At 44.6% G+C, this 17,060-nt stretch carries 21 protein-coding genes; 18 read left to right on the top strand and 3 right to left on the bottom strand.

Annotated features, from left to right (window positions below; all coding sequences use genetic code 11):
* The first annotated feature begins 317 nt into the window (after positions 1–317).
* The gene (locus DV872_RS24155) at positions 318–1,031 is read left to right on the top strand and encodes an ion transporter (protein ID WP_114632543.1); all 714 of its coding nucleotides are present in this window, start codon (positions 318–320) and stop codon (positions 1,029–1,031) included.
* Between the two features lie 427 nt (positions 1,032–1,458).
* On the opposite strand, the gene DV872_RS24150 is transcribed toward DV872_RS24155, so the two are convergent.
* Positions 1,459–2,466, bottom strand: a complete 1,008-nt coding sequence (locus DV872_RS24150; RefSeq protein WP_114632542.1) for a hypothetical protein — start codon at positions 2,464–2,466, stop codon at positions 1,459–1,461.
* Positions 2,467–2,719: 253 nt separating this feature from the next.
* Between DV872_RS24150 and DV872_RS27155 the strand changes: the two genes are divergently transcribed.
* From DV872_RS27155 to DV872_RS24075, 16 genes are all read left to right on the top strand, one after another.
* On the top strand, positions 2,720–2,848 hold the full coding sequence (locus DV872_RS27155) for a hypothetical protein (RefSeq protein WP_255526198.1): 129 nt from the start codon (positions 2,720–2,722) through the stop codon (positions 2,846–2,848).
* A gap of 32 nt (positions 2,849–2,880) precedes the next feature.
* Positions 2,881–3,429, top strand: a complete 549-nt coding sequence (locus DV872_RS24145) for a hypothetical protein (protein ID WP_114632541.1) — start codon at positions 2,881–2,883, stop codon at positions 3,427–3,429.
* Positions 3,430–3,897, top strand: a complete 468-nt coding sequence (locus DV872_RS24140; protein WP_114632540.1) for a hypothetical protein — start codon at positions 3,430–3,432, stop codon at positions 3,895–3,897. It abuts the gene before it with no gap.
* Positions 3,894–4,754, top strand: coding sequence for a hypothetical protein (locus tag DV872_RS24135; protein ID WP_114632539.1), 861 nt, complete (start codon positions 3,894–3,896; stop codon positions 4,752–4,754). Before DV872_RS24140 ends, DV872_RS24135 begins: the two co-directional genes overlap by 4 nt.
* Positions 4,754–6,262, top strand: a complete 1,509-nt coding sequence (locus DV872_RS24130; RefSeq protein ID WP_114632538.1) for a hypothetical protein — start codon at positions 4,754–4,756, stop codon at positions 6,260–6,262. The genes DV872_RS24135 and DV872_RS24130 overlap by 1 nt, the downstream gene beginning before the upstream one ends.
* Positions 6,255–6,515, top strand: a complete 261-nt coding sequence (locus DV872_RS24125; protein WP_114632537.1) for a hypothetical protein — start codon at positions 6,255–6,257, stop codon at positions 6,513–6,515. Before DV872_RS24130 ends, DV872_RS24125 begins: the two co-directional genes overlap by 8 nt.
* Positions 6,512–6,895 carry a hypothetical protein gene (locus DV872_RS24120; RefSeq protein ID WP_114632536.1) on the top strand — a complete coding sequence of 128 codons (384 nt, stop codon included), beginning with the start codon at positions 6,512–6,514 and terminating at the stop codon, positions 6,893–6,895. Before DV872_RS24125 ends, DV872_RS24120 begins: the two co-directional genes overlap by 4 nt.
* Positions 6,870–7,103: a hypothetical protein gene (locus tag DV872_RS24115; protein WP_114632535.1), complete on the top strand. Its 234-nt coding sequence runs from the start codon at positions 6,870–6,872 to the stop codon at positions 7,101–7,103. Before DV872_RS24120 ends, DV872_RS24115 begins: the two co-directional genes overlap by 26 nt.
* A 14-nt stretch (positions 7,104–7,117) precedes the next feature.
* Positions 7,118–7,663 carry a hypothetical protein gene (locus DV872_RS24110; RefSeq protein WP_230391675.1) on the top strand — a complete coding sequence of 182 codons (546 nt, stop codon included), beginning with the start codon at positions 7,118–7,120 and terminating at the stop codon, positions 7,661–7,663.
* 15 nt (positions 7,664–7,678) lie between these two features.
* Positions 7,679–9,115: a hypothetical protein gene (locus tag DV872_RS24105; protein WP_114632534.1), complete on the top strand. Its 1,437-nt coding sequence runs from the start codon at positions 7,679–7,681 to the stop codon at positions 9,113–9,115.
* Between the two features lie 35 nt (positions 9,116–9,150).
* Complete coding sequence (locus DV872_RS24100; protein WP_114632533.1) at positions 9,151–9,441, top strand: hypothetical protein; 291 nt, start codon at positions 9,151–9,153, stop codon at positions 9,439–9,441.
* Positions 9,441–11,156, top strand: a complete 1,716-nt coding sequence (locus DV872_RS24095; RefSeq protein ID WP_114632532.1) for a phage/plasmid primase, P4 family — start codon at positions 9,441–9,443, stop codon at positions 11,154–11,156. Before DV872_RS24100 ends, DV872_RS24095 begins: the two co-directional genes overlap by 1 nt.
* Before the next feature lie 104 nt (positions 11,157–11,260).
* Positions 11,261–11,950 carry a hypothetical protein gene (locus DV872_RS24090; RefSeq protein WP_147283260.1) on the top strand — a complete coding sequence of 230 codons (690 nt, stop codon included), beginning with the start codon at positions 11,261–11,263 and terminating at the stop codon, positions 11,948–11,950.
* A 308-nt stretch (positions 11,951–12,258) separates the two neighbouring features.
* A complete protein-coding gene (locus DV872_RS24085) occupies positions 12,259–12,594 on the top strand; it encodes a hypothetical protein (RefSeq protein ID WP_114632530.1) in 336 nt (111 codons plus the stop codon).
* A 172-nt stretch (positions 12,595–12,766) separates the two neighbouring features.
* Positions 12,767–13,060 (top strand): NUDIX domain-containing protein, encoded by a 294-nt coding sequence (locus tag DV872_RS24080; RefSeq protein WP_114632529.1) that lies wholly within the window; start codon positions 12,767–12,769, stop codon positions 13,058–13,060.
* Positions 13,061–13,068: 8 nt separating this feature from the next.
* Entirely contained in the window at positions 13,069–13,740 is a 672-nt protein-coding gene (locus tag DV872_RS24075; RefSeq protein WP_114632528.1) for a hypothetical protein, read from the top strand.
* Between the two features lie 416 nt (positions 13,741–14,156).
* Here DV872_RS24075 and DV872_RS24070 read toward each other — a convergent pair whose 3' ends face one another.
* The gene (locus tag DV872_RS24070; RefSeq protein WP_114632527.1) at positions 14,157–14,372 is read right to left on the bottom strand and encodes a hypothetical protein; all 216 of its coding nucleotides are present in this window, start codon (positions 14,370–14,372) and stop codon (positions 14,157–14,159) included.
* A 952-nt stretch (positions 14,373–15,324) separates the two neighbouring features.
* On the opposite strand from DV872_RS24070, the gene DV872_RS24060 reads away from it, so the two are divergent.
* A complete protein-coding gene (locus DV872_RS24060; protein ID WP_114632525.1) occupies positions 15,325–15,573 on the top strand; it encodes a hypothetical protein in 249 nt (82 codons plus the stop codon).
* A 510-nt stretch (positions 15,574–16,083) separates the two neighbouring features.
* Here the strand turns inward: DV872_RS24060 and DV872_RS24055 are convergent.
* Positions 16,084–16,647, bottom strand: a complete 564-nt coding sequence (locus DV872_RS24055; RefSeq protein WP_114632524.1) for a hypothetical protein — start codon at positions 16,645–16,647, stop codon at positions 16,084–16,086.
* Between the last annotated feature and the right edge of the window lie 413 nt (positions 16,648–17,060).

The raw sequence follows: 17,060 nt of genomic DNA, 5'->3' as shown, positions 1-17,060 counted from the left end.
ACGTTGTTTACCTAAATCCATCTGCAGATACAAGGATTAAAATAAAAGCAGAAAAAGAAAGGAAATTCGCCAGTTAAATTTTATCATTATTTCAAAGAGCACACTTCAACTATGTTGACATATTCCGATCCATTCCTATTAGTTTTTGTGTTTTTTTTGCCATGGCGAACTCCGGTTATATGATGTATACGTTTAATGTAAACCAACATTCAAAAATGCACAAAACAAAAAAAACATTTACTGATAAAAAAATACATTGTTTGAACATATGCTATTATTCAATCTGAGATTTCTTCATATAAATAAAAAGGACTTCTATGGACAATAATCTGACACCGAAAAGAAGTAAAATAAACTTTAAGAAATGGTATGACTTCATAATGCTTTTCCTAATTATATATGTACTAGGTCAGTTAGCTATCGAAATCATAGTACCTTTCAGGGAATCGACTTCTCTTATATTGTCCCGAATAGATTTTACAATTTGCATCATATTCTTAACTGATTGGTTTTACTTTCTCTTTAAATCTGAAAGTAAGAAACTGTATATTAAGAAAAACTGGATAGGTCTTTTAGCATCAATTCCATTCACTCAGATTCTAAGACCATTAAGATTCTTCCGGTTGTTTAGAATAGCAAAGTCGTTTCGCCTTCTCAAAGGTCTTAGAGGAGCTTCTCCTTTATTCAGGTTCCTTCTTAAGAATAAATCCAGATCTGCTCTTTCGATTTATCTTTTCTTAACAACCATCATCTATTCATATTGTTCTCTTGGAATGTATAACTTTGAAAAAGGAATCAATGAAAGTATCAATGGATTTCCTGATGTATTATGGATGAGTTTTACAACACTTACTTCTGTTGGATATGGAGATATTTACCCAGTAACAGGAGGTGGAAGAATTATGGCAGCTATTCTTGTTATAACAGGTATGGGATTATTCTCCCTTCTTACAGCTGAATTTGCAACTCTGATTCTTTCATTTACAAAAACAGGAAATGAGAATAAAACTCTTGAAGAGATTCCCAAATGACCATCCTCAAAACACCGAAAGGAATATCCAACAGAATCACAAAAATCCGCTCCTAGCTCTCAGCCTTCAAACGGGAGTACGGAGGTCATAATGATTCCGGCGGTGCCAGGTAACTACCTCCTCCCTCAACTACTCTGGGAGGAGATGCATGAAAAAATCCCTCATTCTTCCAATTAAGAACAACCATCCTTCCCAGAATATTCCGCGGTGAGGGTTCTGGAAGCCATAATTGAGGATGACTTGACCTAGATTCGAAAAAGGAATTAATCAGATAAGTTTAAGACTGTGTTGAACCGACACATCCAGATTAATAAGGAATTGAAAGGGATACCTGTCGGAGATAGGCGGAGTGCTTTGGTGCATGAACTGTATAGAATTCTGGATGGGTGGCGGTAATGTGGAAGAAATTACGCATTAAAATTTGAACTTATTGAAGAGGTTCAAATACCCAATCCGTAATAACAATACCAGTCGGCTCATCAAAAGCATCAAATGCCAAAGAACCTATACTCTGATTATTGATTCCATTTGAGTATATAAATTTCAATTTCTGGGGATCCACATAACCTTCAGAGATTCTAGAAGCAGCATCATTTGTTACTAAATAATAATCAGTATCATTAAAAAAACCGTATAATTCAAACCCTTCACCTCTTGGCCAATCTTCATTATCTTGTGAAAAGTAATCAGTATCTAAAAAATCTCCTGGTTCAAAGGAAAACTCATATCCCAACTCGACCTCTTCAATCATGACTCTTCCTACAGTTTTATTATCTGCAGAAGACTTATCAGTTATTCCTACAAAATGCTGAATGGCCATTCCCGTTGGAACACTTATATTTCTTATACATTTAGTATATGTAAAATCATTTGTTTCAATAATTTCTATTGATGCGGAACTATCTGAATCATCTAGATTAGGAAAGATGCAAATAGTATGGGTAAAGTCTTCAGTCTCTTTTATCTGGAGGTATAATTGGGATTCATTCCCATCTGGAGAAGAGATAATAACTTCGATTTGAGTGTAATTATCATTACTTCTTATGATTGTACCATTATTATAATTAGAAATAATGATCTCATGTGTGAATATTGGATCATCAATTTCTATCCACTCCCCATCAATAGTATCAGAAAGAGCTTTAGCATCATCAATCATTTTCTGGAAATGTTCATCAACATTATTGTTAAAGTTATTTGTGTCTTCATGGATAATAATGAATTGATCATATGCAGTGATTTGTTCTTGTGTTATTGAAGACCTTCCAATAATTCTACCAGATAGATTCTCATAGTTGCCAGATATTGGGGTAGGTACTTTAGGAATGATGATATCATCTGAATGATAAAAAGGAGAGTCTGTAATAGAATCCTCAGTAGTACATGACAAAATAAAAACCAATAATAGAATTATTAAAAGTGCATTTTTTTTCACGATGATAGATCCTAAACAGCAATAATTTTTAAGAAAAATTGTATCATATTTTTAATTTTATGACAGACATTCTTTCCAGATAATAGTTCCATACTCCATAACGGTTACTATGACATACAAAAATAGATATCTTATGTAATACAACTTGTTAATTCAGTATAACCCACATCTCAACACCTAGGGTAAACCCTAGGTCCCAAAACCAATCCCTTCCTTCACACTAATACCTATACCACCTGAGGGAGAAAATACCATGACCATAAAAGTCATTATCAAAGGCAAGGAAATAAAAATGACCCGCAAGGAATTCCTGCGCCTCTACGGTAATCGTAAATACACCCGCTACAACACCAAAATTAAGAATATACAATGTCAAAATTAACCTTGATTTCTACCCAGGAGGTCACTGAGTTATTGAGTACCGACTCGACTGATGAAAGTATGGTAACACTCTTATCATTCTCCGTCACTACAGAAATTGAAAAATACTGTAGCCGCATTCTGGTGAGCCGGGAAATATCTGAATTTCACAGCGGCTATGCCTCCAATTCCATCAGCAGCAAAGAGTATCCCGTGACGGATTTTTCCTCACTCCAGATCAAGGACAACTCCAATATTGATTATCAAACCATCAGCCCTGAGCTATACGGCACAACCCCCTCGCCCGGAGAATCTTCTGACTCCATAGAAGTGGAACTAATCAACGGTTATCTCTTCCCCCGGGGAAAAAACAATATCAGGCTGACCTATACCGCTGGTTACCTTCCCGATGACATTCCTCAGGATCTCAAGATGGCCTTCTGTGAAATCTTAAGCTGGATGCTCAAGCGATTGAAGGCCAGGCAGATTGGCGTGAACACCCTGGTCCGGGCCAAGAATCAGACAGGTCCCCTGCTCTATGACCCCAATATCCCCGAACATGCCCGTCAAATCCTCGATTCCTACAGAAGAAAGGGGTTTTAAATGGAAATTATCCTTATTCCCGAAGAAGAGATCTATCTTGCCCTTTACACAGCCCTATCAGAAACCTTCCCCAAATTAGTTGAGCAATGTAACGCCGCCCGGGGTGCCAACTGGATCAAGCCCTTTGCCTCCATCCTCGATACGGGAGAGAGTTTTGATCTGAAACCTCTCCCCCTGGTGGAACTGAAACTTGAAGAAGTTAAACGGAAAAGCAGCGATCCCTTTGTAGAGCAATGCACATACCTTCTCACCCTGAACTGCCGCTTTGAGCGGAGCAGTCCCACCCACACTGCCTACCGTTATGCCTACCTCCTGAAGGAGCTTCTGAAGAGCGATGACCGCCTCAAGGGCCTGGTTGACCGATTCCTCCTGGAAGAGTGCATTTATTCTCCTCTTATCCCCCAGGATGGCATGGGTTATCCCGAGGTCGAGTATAAGATTATCCTCTACCGGGATGAGATCAAATGATACGTTTTTACTCCTCTTTTAATAATGAACATTTTCGGTCCCTGGTCTCAATTAGAGAGAGTCTGCAGTTCAGGGAGAAGATCAAGGTTCTCCGTCCCACGGGGAACAGTCTCCTCAGCCCGGGGGTAATCAAGCTGGGTCATGAGATAACGGGGACCATCACATTCCGTCTGAACCGGGACACCCTTCCGTCTCTCCTTTTTCTTATCACCGGCCTGGTCTCGGCCTCGGACCATCTGGGACAGAGTCACGGCCTCTTCTTCCATGATCTTGAATCTTCCCCCCGGGCAGCAAAGCCCCTCTCCCTGATTCAAAAGATTGGAGAGAGCCTCTACATCCTGGAAGATCTGGAACTGCTTGAATTCAAGCTGGCAGGATGCCGCCGGGAAGCCGTGTATCTGACCCTTCATCTTCTGGGGACTCAGCCCCGGATTTTTTCTTTCGGCAAGGAGGGGGCTCCCTCTGTTCCCGACCAGGGATTTCTGAAACTGGAAGGGGATGAAATAAAAGCCAATGAGATTCCTCTCCCCGATCTGGCCGCCTTTTCTCTTTCTGGAAAATTCAGTGACAGCCGGAAGATCCATGAGCTCATGATCCGCCGCAAGGATCAGATCACAACCGATTATTCGTTGATGCGGCAGCGTCTCTCCTTCCAGATGATCCTCTGTTCCCGGGACAGCTATGAGCCGGACCAGAGAGTCCGTTGTGAAATCACAATTGACCAGGCAATCTACCGGGGAGAAGAGAGCTTCCCCGACAATAAGGGGATCTGGGGCCGGGAGTTTCGCTATACCATAATCGGCCCTGTTAAGATCCGGGTCTTCACTCATCTGGACCTTGAAGGGAGCACCCTCTAATGGCCTTCTTTACCCTGGACCCTGCCCTGCAGGAGAGCCTGGATCAGAAGACTGATCCCATACTTATAATCCTTGAAATAGCAGATGACTCGGGTTCCTTTATCAGACTCCCGGGTGATGCCCTGGAGAAGGGGCTCTTCCACAGTTACAAGGACTCCCTGGGGGGCTACTGTGTCCTGGCAAAGATCAGCTTTTCCGATAAAAACAATCTCCTTGCCGGACTCTCCGGGCAGAACAGATGCTTCCGGATTCTCTTCTCCTCGGGAGACTGTGGCCTCTTTCTCCAGCGCTTCACCCTACAGGCCAATGACAAGGGTTTTATCAGAACAAGACGAGGCGGAGAGACTCAGATTGATGTCACCCTGGAAGACGCCCCCTCCCGGATTAAACGCCTGGGCCCCTTAAGAAACTGGGAAGAAAAACAGACCCTCACAGACCTCGTTATGAGTGATAAAAGCCTCCCCGAATCCAGCCTCCTCCATCTTATTGCCGCCAGGGCAGGGATACTCAGCTCTGAAATCGACTGCTCCGAAGTCTCCCTCCCCCTGGTCTATGCCCGGCTGACGGGAAATCCCTGGGAAGAACTCTGTGCCCTGGCCTCCTCCTGCCGGGCTCTGATCGAAGGGGGAATCGACTTCAAGCTTCTCTTCTCATCCTCCCCCTATGAGGAGGACCAGGCTCCTGAAGAGATATCTACCCTCTCAAGGGATCTCTTTTACCAGCTAAGCGAAGAAGATGCCGGAGAACTCAGATCAAACTCTGTGAGGCTCAAGTGGAACCGCCCCGAGAGGCTGGAAGAACAGGTCCTCTGGGAATACGAAGAGCCCCCTGTTGTCTTTGATGCCGGCATGAGCCCCTCCTACCCCTTTCTCCCCGCGGGAGATCGTCCCATTCAGGATGAATCGGTTCCCTACGAAGCCCTCTTTGAGGTGAGGGAAGAGTATAAGAGGCTCCCCGTCCTCTGGGCCGACCAGATCCAGAACCAGGCAGCCGTTGAGGCAGAACTTGTTTTCGAAGCGGATGCCGGAGGATCTGCAGGCCTGAGCATTACGGACTACAGGTCAGAGAGCCAGAAGGCTCTTCTTAATCTGAGCTGCAGCCAGGCCGGATCTCTTAAAAACCTGAGCATCCAGGGAAGACCCATTGTGATGAGAGCCGGCACGGCCTGTTACCTCTCGGATGAAGAGGATATCGCCCTCCACGGCCTAAAGATCAGGCTGGGAGAGAGCCGCTTCTTCTCAGATGCCCCCGTCACAGGAGAGGATAACATCATCAGGAGCCATCCGGAGGACTGGGTAAGACAAGAACTCTCCGACGGGCTCAAGAACAGAAAACGCTACCGGGGAAAAAGTGAGCTGGGTCTCTTTTATGTGAAGGCCGGGGCCCTCTGTAATTTAACCGACGATGATGAATCGGTTCTCTGCCGGGTGGAGGATCTCCTGCTGGATTACCACAAGAGCCGGGGACTGGAATGCCAAATAACACTACTGGAGGAAACAAATGGATAAGGAACTGAAACTGTCGGACAGACCTGTATGGGAGATGAGCTTCCGCTTTCACTTTATAGTGCTGCTTAAGAGGATGATCGCCCTCCCCTCCAAGATGCTGGGATTCAAACCCGCCTGTCTCTACCTGGCGACCTGGCTTCTCATTGAGGACTATATCGGCCCCTGGATCTGGCTGGCCGTGCTGATGATGGTCCTCTTTGGAATAGTGGGACTCAAGGTGGCGGGCAGTATGTTCTCAAAGGAGAAACTATGAGTTTTTTGATCAAGTTGAAGACCTGGGCGACCCGTGCCGCCTTTGTGCTGGCGGGGATTCTGGGAGCTGTGCTGGGAATGACCCTCTGGGGACGAAGCAGTGCAGATCATGAGGACAATGAACAGGAGGAGGGAAAGAGTGCTGAAGATTTCAAGGATGAACAGAGGGAGTTCGAAAGGATGTCCCAGATCCGCGAGGAGAGCCGGGAGGAGATTCTCTCTCTCCCTGATGATGATTTTGACAGGCGTTACCCCTCTGTTCCCCGAGATGCCACCCAGGGAGGAGATCGCTTCGTGGATAGGTGCAAACGCCACTTACAGTCACGAAGAGGTAACACTAATAGTGGAGACGATCATGACCATAGCCCTGGAGGAGATTGAAATTACATCCAGGGAGACGGCCCGGGAAGTGGCCGCCGAGGAAGCCGGCAAGACCGCCTATTACAGGGATCTGGCCCAACGGGAGAGACTGAGAATACTTCAGCTGGAAGAGGAGAATAAGAAGCTCATCCGCCGCTGCTGGATTCTGGGAGGAACCAGTATCGGCATGGGAGGCCTGGCCGGGGGCATCTGGCTTATGAACCGTTAAAAAGGAGGGTTCAATTGAAAGAGAAAATCAGAATGAGAGGAGATGTAAGAGTCCGGGTTATAGGCCCCGACGGCTTTGTCAGATTAAGACGACCAAGTCTTATCCGCCGAATACTGGGACTCCCGGGAAGACCCATGGATCAATGTTTCCATAATGTGGTCACCGCCCAGGGGGATGCCCTTCTGGCAAACCTGGCCGTAGGCGGCGGGATGACAGTCGTGGACAGTGCCAACGGCCATATCGAGGTGGGTACCGGCTGGACCGGACTCTCCCCCAAGGACAATACGGGCTGCAATACTCCCGTGGGAAACCGCCAGGGGATGGACGCCGACTACCCCAAGACAAAGGGACTCTTCGGAGAATCCACGGATGACAAGGCCTGTTACCGGGCCACATTTCCCTCGGGGAGCCTCAGTGCCACGGGGATCGATGAGGCGGCTCTGATGAACGCCTCCGCTGCGGGCGTCTGCCTGGCCTATGCCCAGATTACCCCTGAGGTGAATATCGGAGCCAATGACATCCTCCAGATTGACTGGGAAATAACCTTCTACGGCACTTAAAACAGAGGAGAGACCATGGCGTTTGAATATATCCAGAGTGCCCGGGATACCCCCTGTTCCGTCAGGGCCGAATCCTTTGGGCGGAGCCGGACACCCCTTCTCACTATGAGTAAATGGGGAGAGGAGGCCTCCCTCCTCTTTAAGAGCGGGAACTCGGGAGAAAAAGTCCGGAGGATTGAGAATCATCCAGGAAGGACCGTACTGACCACAGCATCAAGGCAGCATGTCTACCGGCGCCTGGATGGGGGGAACATCGAATACGACATCGTTCTGTCCGGGATCCCCGACTCTCCGGTCTTCAAGATCCCCCTGGAAAAACCCAGGGGGCTTTCTTTTCACCGGCAGGGCATTCGATACGGCCACCTGATGAATGATGAAGTAAGAGGCAGCTATGCGGTCTACTGGAACCGGCGGGACCGGCAGTACAGGACCGGGAAGTTCTGCCACATCTACCGACCCAGGATCATCGATGCCAGGGGCTGCTGGATCTGGGGGGATCTGGATTACGACGGAGACTCCCTTTTTATCACGGTGGATGAGACCTGGCTCAAGAAAGCCTCCTACCCCGTTACCGTTGATCCCCGGTTGGGCTCGGACTCCGTGGGGGCAGGAAGCTATGACTTTATCAACTCTGAGGCGGGGATGCCCTTTGTTGAGATGGGGATGGCCCTGCAGCGTTTAAACCCTGAAACTCCTGTCGCCGGTGGCTGTACCGCCCATTACTACTCCTACAAGAATGACTATGAGGCCGGAGGTTTTGCCGCCCTCTATGACGGCAGTCTGCCGGCAAACCTTGTGAGCAGCGGCGCCCCCTTTATGAACCTGAGGGTTCCCTCTGCAGATGATCCCTCCTGGAAGAGCTCTACTTTTAACATTGCCCAGGAGCAGAACGCCGGGAGTTATCTCTGGTTCGGGCTTCTGGCCAAATACTATTATTATCCCTACTTTGATGAAGTTGACGGAGCCAGCCTGAGAATCCATTATCCCGCCAGCGTCGATGCTCCCCCCGCCACATGCGGCAGCACCACCCTCTACAGCGACATCCTCCTCTCCCAGTACTTCGACTATATAAATCTGACAACCTGGACCTTCAAGGTGGAGGACCGGATCAAACCGGATGAAGAACTCTTTCATGCCGCAGAGTTCCACAGACAGGAAGACACGGGCCTGGGGCTGACCGAAACCTTTACGGCCTCACGGGGACTGCTGAGACTGATCTCCAGCCTGGGAAGCCTCTCGGATACAAAAATCCAAACTGTATTTTATCAGAGGACCCTCAGCGCCCTGGCCGGAGTATCGGAGCTCTTTACCCGCTACTTCTCCTCCTTTATCAAAATAGTCGAAAACTGGGCCGTATGGGATGTGTTTCAGAGTTTCCGCTCCCATGCCTCGGAGGAGCTTGTGATCTACTCCCCCCTCATCCAGTGCCTGGAGCTGAAATCACCCATCTAATTTTCTCATTACAAGAAGAACAAGGAGAGCCAAAAATGAATAAAGTTTATGCCGGGCAGACAAGCCTGTCCCTGAGAGTGTTCACGTCCTGTTCCCTCACGGACACGGAAGCCTGTGAAATCAGATACAGAAAACCCGACGGAACAGAGGGCGCCTTTGCCGCCACCGTCCTGGACAGCCTTGAGGGGCTGATCTCCTACGATGTGGCCGAGGGAGACATAGACCTCCCCGGCTGGTGGGCATTCTGGGCCTGGATTCAGTTTGCCGGAGGCCGACAGGCCCCCGGGGAAGCACAGAGAGTCTTTATCCACAGGGAGGGAGAATAATGGCCGAGAAGATGAAACTTAAAAAAGTGATGGAAAAAATAAGGATCTTCGAGGAAGAGGAGCACTTTGAGATCAAGAAAGCCCTCTACTCAGGTTGTAAATTTACAGAAGAACAGACAAGGATAATGGATCTGATTTTTAAGAATCAGCTTCACGAACATTATGGCCTTCTTACCCTCCTCTATAACTGTTACAGCCAGCTTGAGAGTGAACTCCCCCGGGAAGAGAGGCTCTCGGAGCGCTTCTTTGCTCTTCGATGGGACTCCTACATGAAGGCCTATGCCAAGTGGACAGCACCGAAACAACCCGTACAGGGGATGGAGAAACACCTGGAACGGGAGGCCCTGCGGGTTCTCTCAACCAATATGAATGAGAGGGGAACCGCCTTCTCGGACTTCTTTAACGCCTCCATGATGATCAAGGACTGGGGAGAGGACATCCGCTACTGCAGCCCCTGGAAGAAATGGCTGATATGGGACGGCTGCCACTGGAACATAGATGAACTGAGAGAGATCTACGACATGGGAAAACTGAGCATCGAGGCCATGGTTGAGAAGGCTCCCGAATGCCCCAGTACTGAAGACGGCCTGAACTTGATAGCCCACTCCCGGCGCAGCTCCACCGCCCGTAAGGTGGAGGCCATGCTCAGCACAACAAGCTCTGATCCCCGGATCAGAATTGCTCCGGATGCCCTGGACCAGGATCAGTTTCTCTTTAACTGTGCCAACGGTGTTATAGACCTGAAATCAGGCCGTCTGTCTCCCCATGACAGGGAGAGGATGATCACAAAGTACTCTCCTGTCCCCTACGATGAGGAAGCCCTCTGTCCCCACTGGAAGCAGTTTCTAAAGGATATCTTTAATAACAACAAGGAACTTATCAAGTTTATACAGAGATTCCTGGGATGCTCCCTCACGGGGGACATGTCCTGTCAGTCCATGTTTATCCTCCACGGCACCGGCGCCAACGGCAAGAGTACCTTTATAAACGTAGTGAGCCGCATCATGGGTGACTACGCCACCACAACCCCCACTGAGACCTTTATGCAGAAGAAGGGAGAACAGGCCACCAACGACATAGCACGCCTCAAGGGGGCCCGTTTTGTCACCGCCATGGAGAGTGACGACCACGGCCGCCTAGCAGAGTCTGTGATTAAGAGACTCACGGGAAACGACATGATCAGTGCCCGCTTTCTCTACGGGGAGTACTTCCAGTTTATCCCCACCTTCAAGATCGTCATGGCCACCAACCACAAGCCCCGGATCGGCGGGATGGATCACGCCATCTGGCGGCGGATCAAGCTGATTCCCTTCCTCCAGACCTTCTCCGAAGAGAAGCAGGACAAGAAGCTCACCGGCAAACTGGAGAAGGAGATGCCCGGTATCCTCTCCTGGATGGTCGAGGGCTGCCTCCGCTGGCAGAGAGAGGGACTTGGCAGCGCCGTGGCCATCAGTGATGCCACAGACGAATACAAGACAGAGATGAGTGATGTTCAGATGTTCCTGAGCGAAAAATGCGAGAGGGATGAACTGCAGATGGTCCAGTCCTCTGTGCTCTACAAGGAGTACACAGCCTGGTGTGAGGAGAACCATGAGAGACCCAGGAGCAACAGAAATTTCAGCATAATGCTGAAGGAGTCAGGGATGGATAAGGTGAGGCAGAGCGTCGGGATATTCTGGCTTGGGATAAAAATAAGGAAGGAGAAGCCGTATTAGGGGTGTTAGAGGGTGAAATTTGAACCTTTTGGTCGATATCTATATAAAACATGATCATCTATAATAATTAAATATGAAATCATAATTCAAAAAGTAGGTGATCAATGAAAATACATTTCTTGTCTTTTATCCCCGTAAAAGGAATTCAACTTTGTCTATTACTAATTCTCATTTTGGTACCATCTTTTTCTGAAGATCAAATTGCAATAATGACCAATGGTTCGAAAGTTATTTTACATGATGATGGAACATGGTCAAAATCTGAATCAGAGAGTCCTTCAGAAGACTATGACTTTCGTAAAGTGAAATGGAACATGACAATAGATGAAGTAAAAACCTCTGAATCTTTTAAGTGGGAAGATGGAGGAGACTCTGAATCATATTATATTTATACTGAAATCGATTTTTTAAGTGAAAAGAGCTTGTTAGCTTATTATTTCAATGAGAACAGATTATATCAAGCTCGTTATATTGTCACTCAGAAACATTCAAACAAGACGGATTACTGGCGGGCATACAAAAGATTTGTAGAAGCATTGAAGGGAAAGTATGGTGAGACTGTTGAAAACAATACAGGTGAGCCTATATGGAAAGATGATTTATACAAAGATGATCCATCTGACTGGGGGATGGCTATTTCGGTTGGTGATATGTTGGCTATCGCTTCCTGGGAAACACCTAAAACCAGTATTAGCTCAATTATAAATGGTGACAATTATAAAATCGATCTAAATGTATATTTTGAAGCCAAAGATTTTGAGAAGGTTGAGACTGAAAAAGTAGATGCATTCTGAAAAAATCCAGAAATATCTAATAACATTGATGGACGACTAAATGAGAATCAATCAATGGCTGACTGAATATGAAGTTCTGTTAATGACATCAAAGCTTCATTAGTAGTAATGCCCCTTCTGTCTACTACCCTATTCCAATAAGGTTGAAACTCTATGTTTCAATTTTGATTTTGACTATTTTGTATATAGAGATATTGCACAACAGTTTATTTAAAATAAACAAATATTTAAGAATAGATAGAACACTGAAAAACGGATATAATATATTTGATTAATTCTTTCAATAATGAAAATGGAGACTGAAAGAAATGGAAATCCTAAATAAAAACCCTTATCAGAATGTTATAGATTTTATCGATGTAGCTGTGGATTCAGATGAAATGATGAACTGGCTTATTGACCTGGAGAAACTTCCCAATAATCTGCGGAACGATCATCTTAACAGGATGAGTCGCAAAATGACAGAAAGTAGAGAACCTGAAAAGATTATCGATATTGTGAAATCAATTAATAACCCTAAGGTATTATCTGCTGTAAATCTGGTTATACAAGATGTCTATGATTCAGGGATAAGAACAAAAAAATATCTTAAAAAATGCAACAATGATAACTTCAATGTCCTGATTAGTCTGCTAGCAACATAAAGATTATATTCTAAGATTAAACTTTAATAATGACTATTGATTCATGAGTATTGCAGTGCTAAGGAATATAAAGAGGGCAGAGACTCATATTCCTTGCCTTGAATAACTTTTGAAATATGACTACCGATAAACCAATTTCTGTCTATAAGGAATAAATGAATGAAGGGTCTGCATGACTAATTCAGCAGCTCTATATTTTACTGCAAAGGCTTTCATTCTTAAAAATCATAGATTTCTTGCTTTAAAGATATCTGAGAAAAATGGTGACTCTTGGGAATTACCAGGAGGACGGATGGAGTATGGTGAGAATCTTGAAGAAACCCTTCATAGAGAAATCAAGGAAGAAACAAATCTTGAGATAATTCCAATTCGGATATTGAACTCTTGGTATTTGATTGAAGAGACAAGACAGATCTCCGGAGTCATATATCTCTGTGAGATTAAATCTAATTTGAATACTATTTGAGGTATAAAATGAAAAACACACTAAAAGTATTGCTTCTGTCTCTAATTATTATCTCCTTTTCTAGTTGTTTAAGTGTATTTCATGATAGCTATGATAAGCAAACAGCTATGGAAATGGAGTTCTTAATAATAGATTTTCTGCATTCTGAACCACAACTTGTATCAACATATAAAAATACATTGAGTGAAGGTTCTTATATTTTCATCAAAGATACAATCTTTGGAATGGATGATCCTCTAGGGTTATATTCTCACTTAGAAGAGAGAATGAAAGAGTATATTAGTAGTAACTTATTACATCATGGATTAGTGGAAACCCAGTCCCTAGAAGCTGAATATATTGTGAAGTACAGTTTAGAAACAACAACAGTTCCTGTTTTCAATGATGGTTTCTATAGGCATTCAATATCAATGCATATTTATGACAATGAAGGTATTGAGAATATAAATACCACCAGAGTATATGATTTTCGAGATATGTGGTTTGGTGTTGTTTATATGGAAACGAAATCAAAAAATCTATTTGATAATTTGAATGATATTGTCCCAATGCTATTAAAAGGTTTCCCATCTAATCAAGATACATATAGGGAACAAGCTCTATTCTTATATGAACAAGAGTTGCCTAAACCTTATATAGAAGATCTAAAAAGTAATAAACGTAAACCTTATGATAAATAAAGATCGAGAGGAATAATTAGATAATTAAAACTCTAGAAGAGTTTATTCGGAGCTTCCAGACAATTCTGATGAAAAATATGCCTATCAACACCTCTATTGCTCTTAAAGACTTTACTTAACACCCACACCAAAAATCACTACCGATAACCTTCTGATATGTCTACAACCACATTTTTGTTTACTTAACACAGCCGGCCTTGGATTTATGGATCCAAGGCGTTATATTTAAAGTCTGACGATGTGATAGGTGTTAACCATGCGGCCGTTGGCCCAGTGGTGACCCCTCTTTCCGCATTACTGGGGTACTGTATGACGCAGTACCCTTTTTTTGGCCTCAATGCTGGCCCGTGACTGCATTGTTCAGGTACTTGGAGACACCTAGCACCTATTAGAACTAAAATATCGCAGAGGCAATTCTAGTTTAATGGAATGAAACCACCATTTTGATCTGAGGTAAAAGTCTTATTTGGATGTTCTTTCAAGTAAAACCGTCTCGGTTCTTTATCTTCTTGAATTGGACCACTCATTCCCATAACAACGGCTTGTCGTATAATTCCCTCTTCGACGATTGTTTTTAGAATTCCAGATTCTGGATCAGTCCAGGAATGTTCTACTCTATAAACTCTCTCCATTTGTAATCTCCTATCATAAATATTTTCATAAAAGGTAAACCAACCACAATAAAATGTCAATATATCATTGCTGTGTAAGGATTTATAAACGAGTGTATATCAAGAATAGAAAGAGAGTATTCATTATTTATTCTCATAATAAGAGAGTTTCAATTCCAGAATCTGTAGCATAACAGCCGAATTCCAATTAATTATAAACCTGCATTTTCCCAAAAGAATCTTACCCCAGACACCCCCATCTGACGGAAGACCCTACAGCCACTACACCAATTAGTGAACACTAACAAAACTCTCCTGAATACTCTCTATTCCCTTATTAATCTTTTATAATCTTTATTAATATATATTTTTATAAATGTATAAATATAATTATAAAGAGTTATAAAGAAAGAATAGTAATATATATAGAAGAAAGAAGCTGACTCTTACTATTCTACAAAAGAATCGGCCCCCTACTCTGCATAAAATTCCCATCCAGTATCATCTACACCCCAAAAAACACCCCCACCCGGTGAAATTCAAAAAGCTAAAAAATAAACAGTCTCCCGGCCGGAGGGGTCTGCGCAGCAGTACCCGAAGGCCGGTCTCAGCGGGAAAACCATCTCCTATAGCCAGAAGTTCTTTCAGGCGGGTGGAACCGGACGCTCCCCCAACGGGGGACGGGAGGGGGGCATCAATAAAAGTAACGACCTTGCAGCTGCCTGTCCGGTGGAGGCCGCCTGAAAGTAGCCATGTGAATGAGGCCTCTACTCTTTCCCCCACTCTCTCTGCCAGGCAAACAATTCTGGGGACAATACCCCCGGCCTTGTGAACAGGGCTAACACGCTTCACGTTCCATGGGAGAAAATGGCAAACAGGATGTTTGCCTGGGCAGCTGACTGCAAATGAGTCCAACCAGGCCCGCAAAGGAAAGCCGTGCGCGGCGATTTGCGGATCTGTAGCGGGAATAACGATGGTGATGTGGGAACAGACAGCTGGATCAGGAATGGCGAATGCCACGACTGGAGGCTGGCTGTGGAACAGCACCATAGGGGGAGACCCCGGAGTTCCGGCCGCCAGGCGGGACTGGAGGGTTTCTCATGAAAGCCATCACTGTTTTTACCAGTTCTGCTTAGCGGGAAAGATACAGCGGAACAGGGGCGTCCGTTTCGGTTGTAACTACATCGCTTTTTTGCATCGAGCCTCTGTGGAGCCTGTTTGAATCTATATCCCTATCGTCTTCCCTACTCCCTCTCCCAATTTGACACTCACAGAATAATCTTTTCACAAGGGTGGAGACTCCTGCAAGCCTGAGCAGACCGAAGATGGCGCAGCAGTCTGAGGGCTGATCTGGGTGGAAGGAACAGCTGAGATTAAAACTCACAGTTTGGGAGATTTGAGAGCCAAGTCTACTCGATGATGATCTTGTCATTGCCACCAGGCTAGATAGCTGCTGAAGAGGCTACCAGTAATCAGCATCAAAATAGATGAACTGTTTATCAATGAATCCCCGGAAGCTCTTGGTGGCTGCAAAGCGCAGCGTGCAGGCATCTGGAGCTGGAGGGCGATGGATATTTCTCCTCAGACACTTAGAGTGGAGATTCACAGATAAGGCTGCAGCTCGGAGCCGGAGCAAGGGCGACTAGAGAAGAAATAAAACTATTGCGGAGTTGATCGGGAGCCTTTGCGGAGGTGGAGAAAAGTTAATCAATTACGACATTAATAATTATATCTATACCCCACTGTGATCAGTATCTATGCCACCACCGTGATCAGTATCTATGCCACCACTGTGATCAGTATCTATGCCACCACTGTGATCAGTATCTATGCCGCCACTGTGGTCAGTATCTATACCACCACTGTGGTCAGTATCTATACCACCACTGTGGTCTGTATCTATGCCGACACTGTGGTCAGAATTTACTTTATTCCTATTATTCCAATTAAATTTATAATCTCCTTCTGAGTTTTTACTAGTAAAGCTTAGAATCCACTTTCCTGGTATGGGCTCAAAAAAACGATTTAAATCATATGACCCTGTTTTATCAAAAGTCATTTTGATAGTTTTGCCTACAGGATCTTCAATTATCAATTCACAAGTACCTTTTTCTAGATAAATATTTCCATCAAGATTTATTTTTTCTGATGATTTATCAATAATGAGGAAGTTTGAAAATGATTGATTCTCAGAAAATGACGAACTGAAGCCAGAATTTGAATATGAACCTTGTTTGGAATAGCAACCAAATAGAACAAAAGATAATGCTAATATGATAATGTAATTTATTTTCAAATTATGTCCTTTATTTTATGAATAATTTACTGAGAATAATAATTTTATCTGATAATTGTGAAAGAAAAAAGTACTAGAGAATCTATATCGATATGCTGATCAGCTAATTCAATACCTCATTAACATTTCTCTCTATTTCCATATGTGCAGATCTGTCAGCAATAAGCGTTCAAAACAGGCAGAAAGAAGAGAAATCTATAGAAACGGAAGGATACCTATATTGAATAATTCCTTACATAATAGTAACATAGAGAATACAGAGAAGTATAGGGATACACAGCAAGCTAACATCCAATTTACGTGCGCTGGTGGCCTGGACGAAGGCCAGGTATTGGCGCCATTGTTGCCAGATAATTCATATGGAAACCAGACAAATTAACTGACTCATAAAAACCATCTCTCAGCAAAAGAAC

This window comes from Oceanispirochaeta sp. M1 (genome assembly GCF_003346715.1).
In the GTDB taxonomy this organism is placed as follows: Bacteria; Spirochaetota; Spirochaetia; order DSM-2461; family DSM-2461; genus Oceanispirochaeta.
Note: the sequence above shows the minus strand (reverse complement) of the source record. Positions and strands in the feature narration are given on the sequence as shown.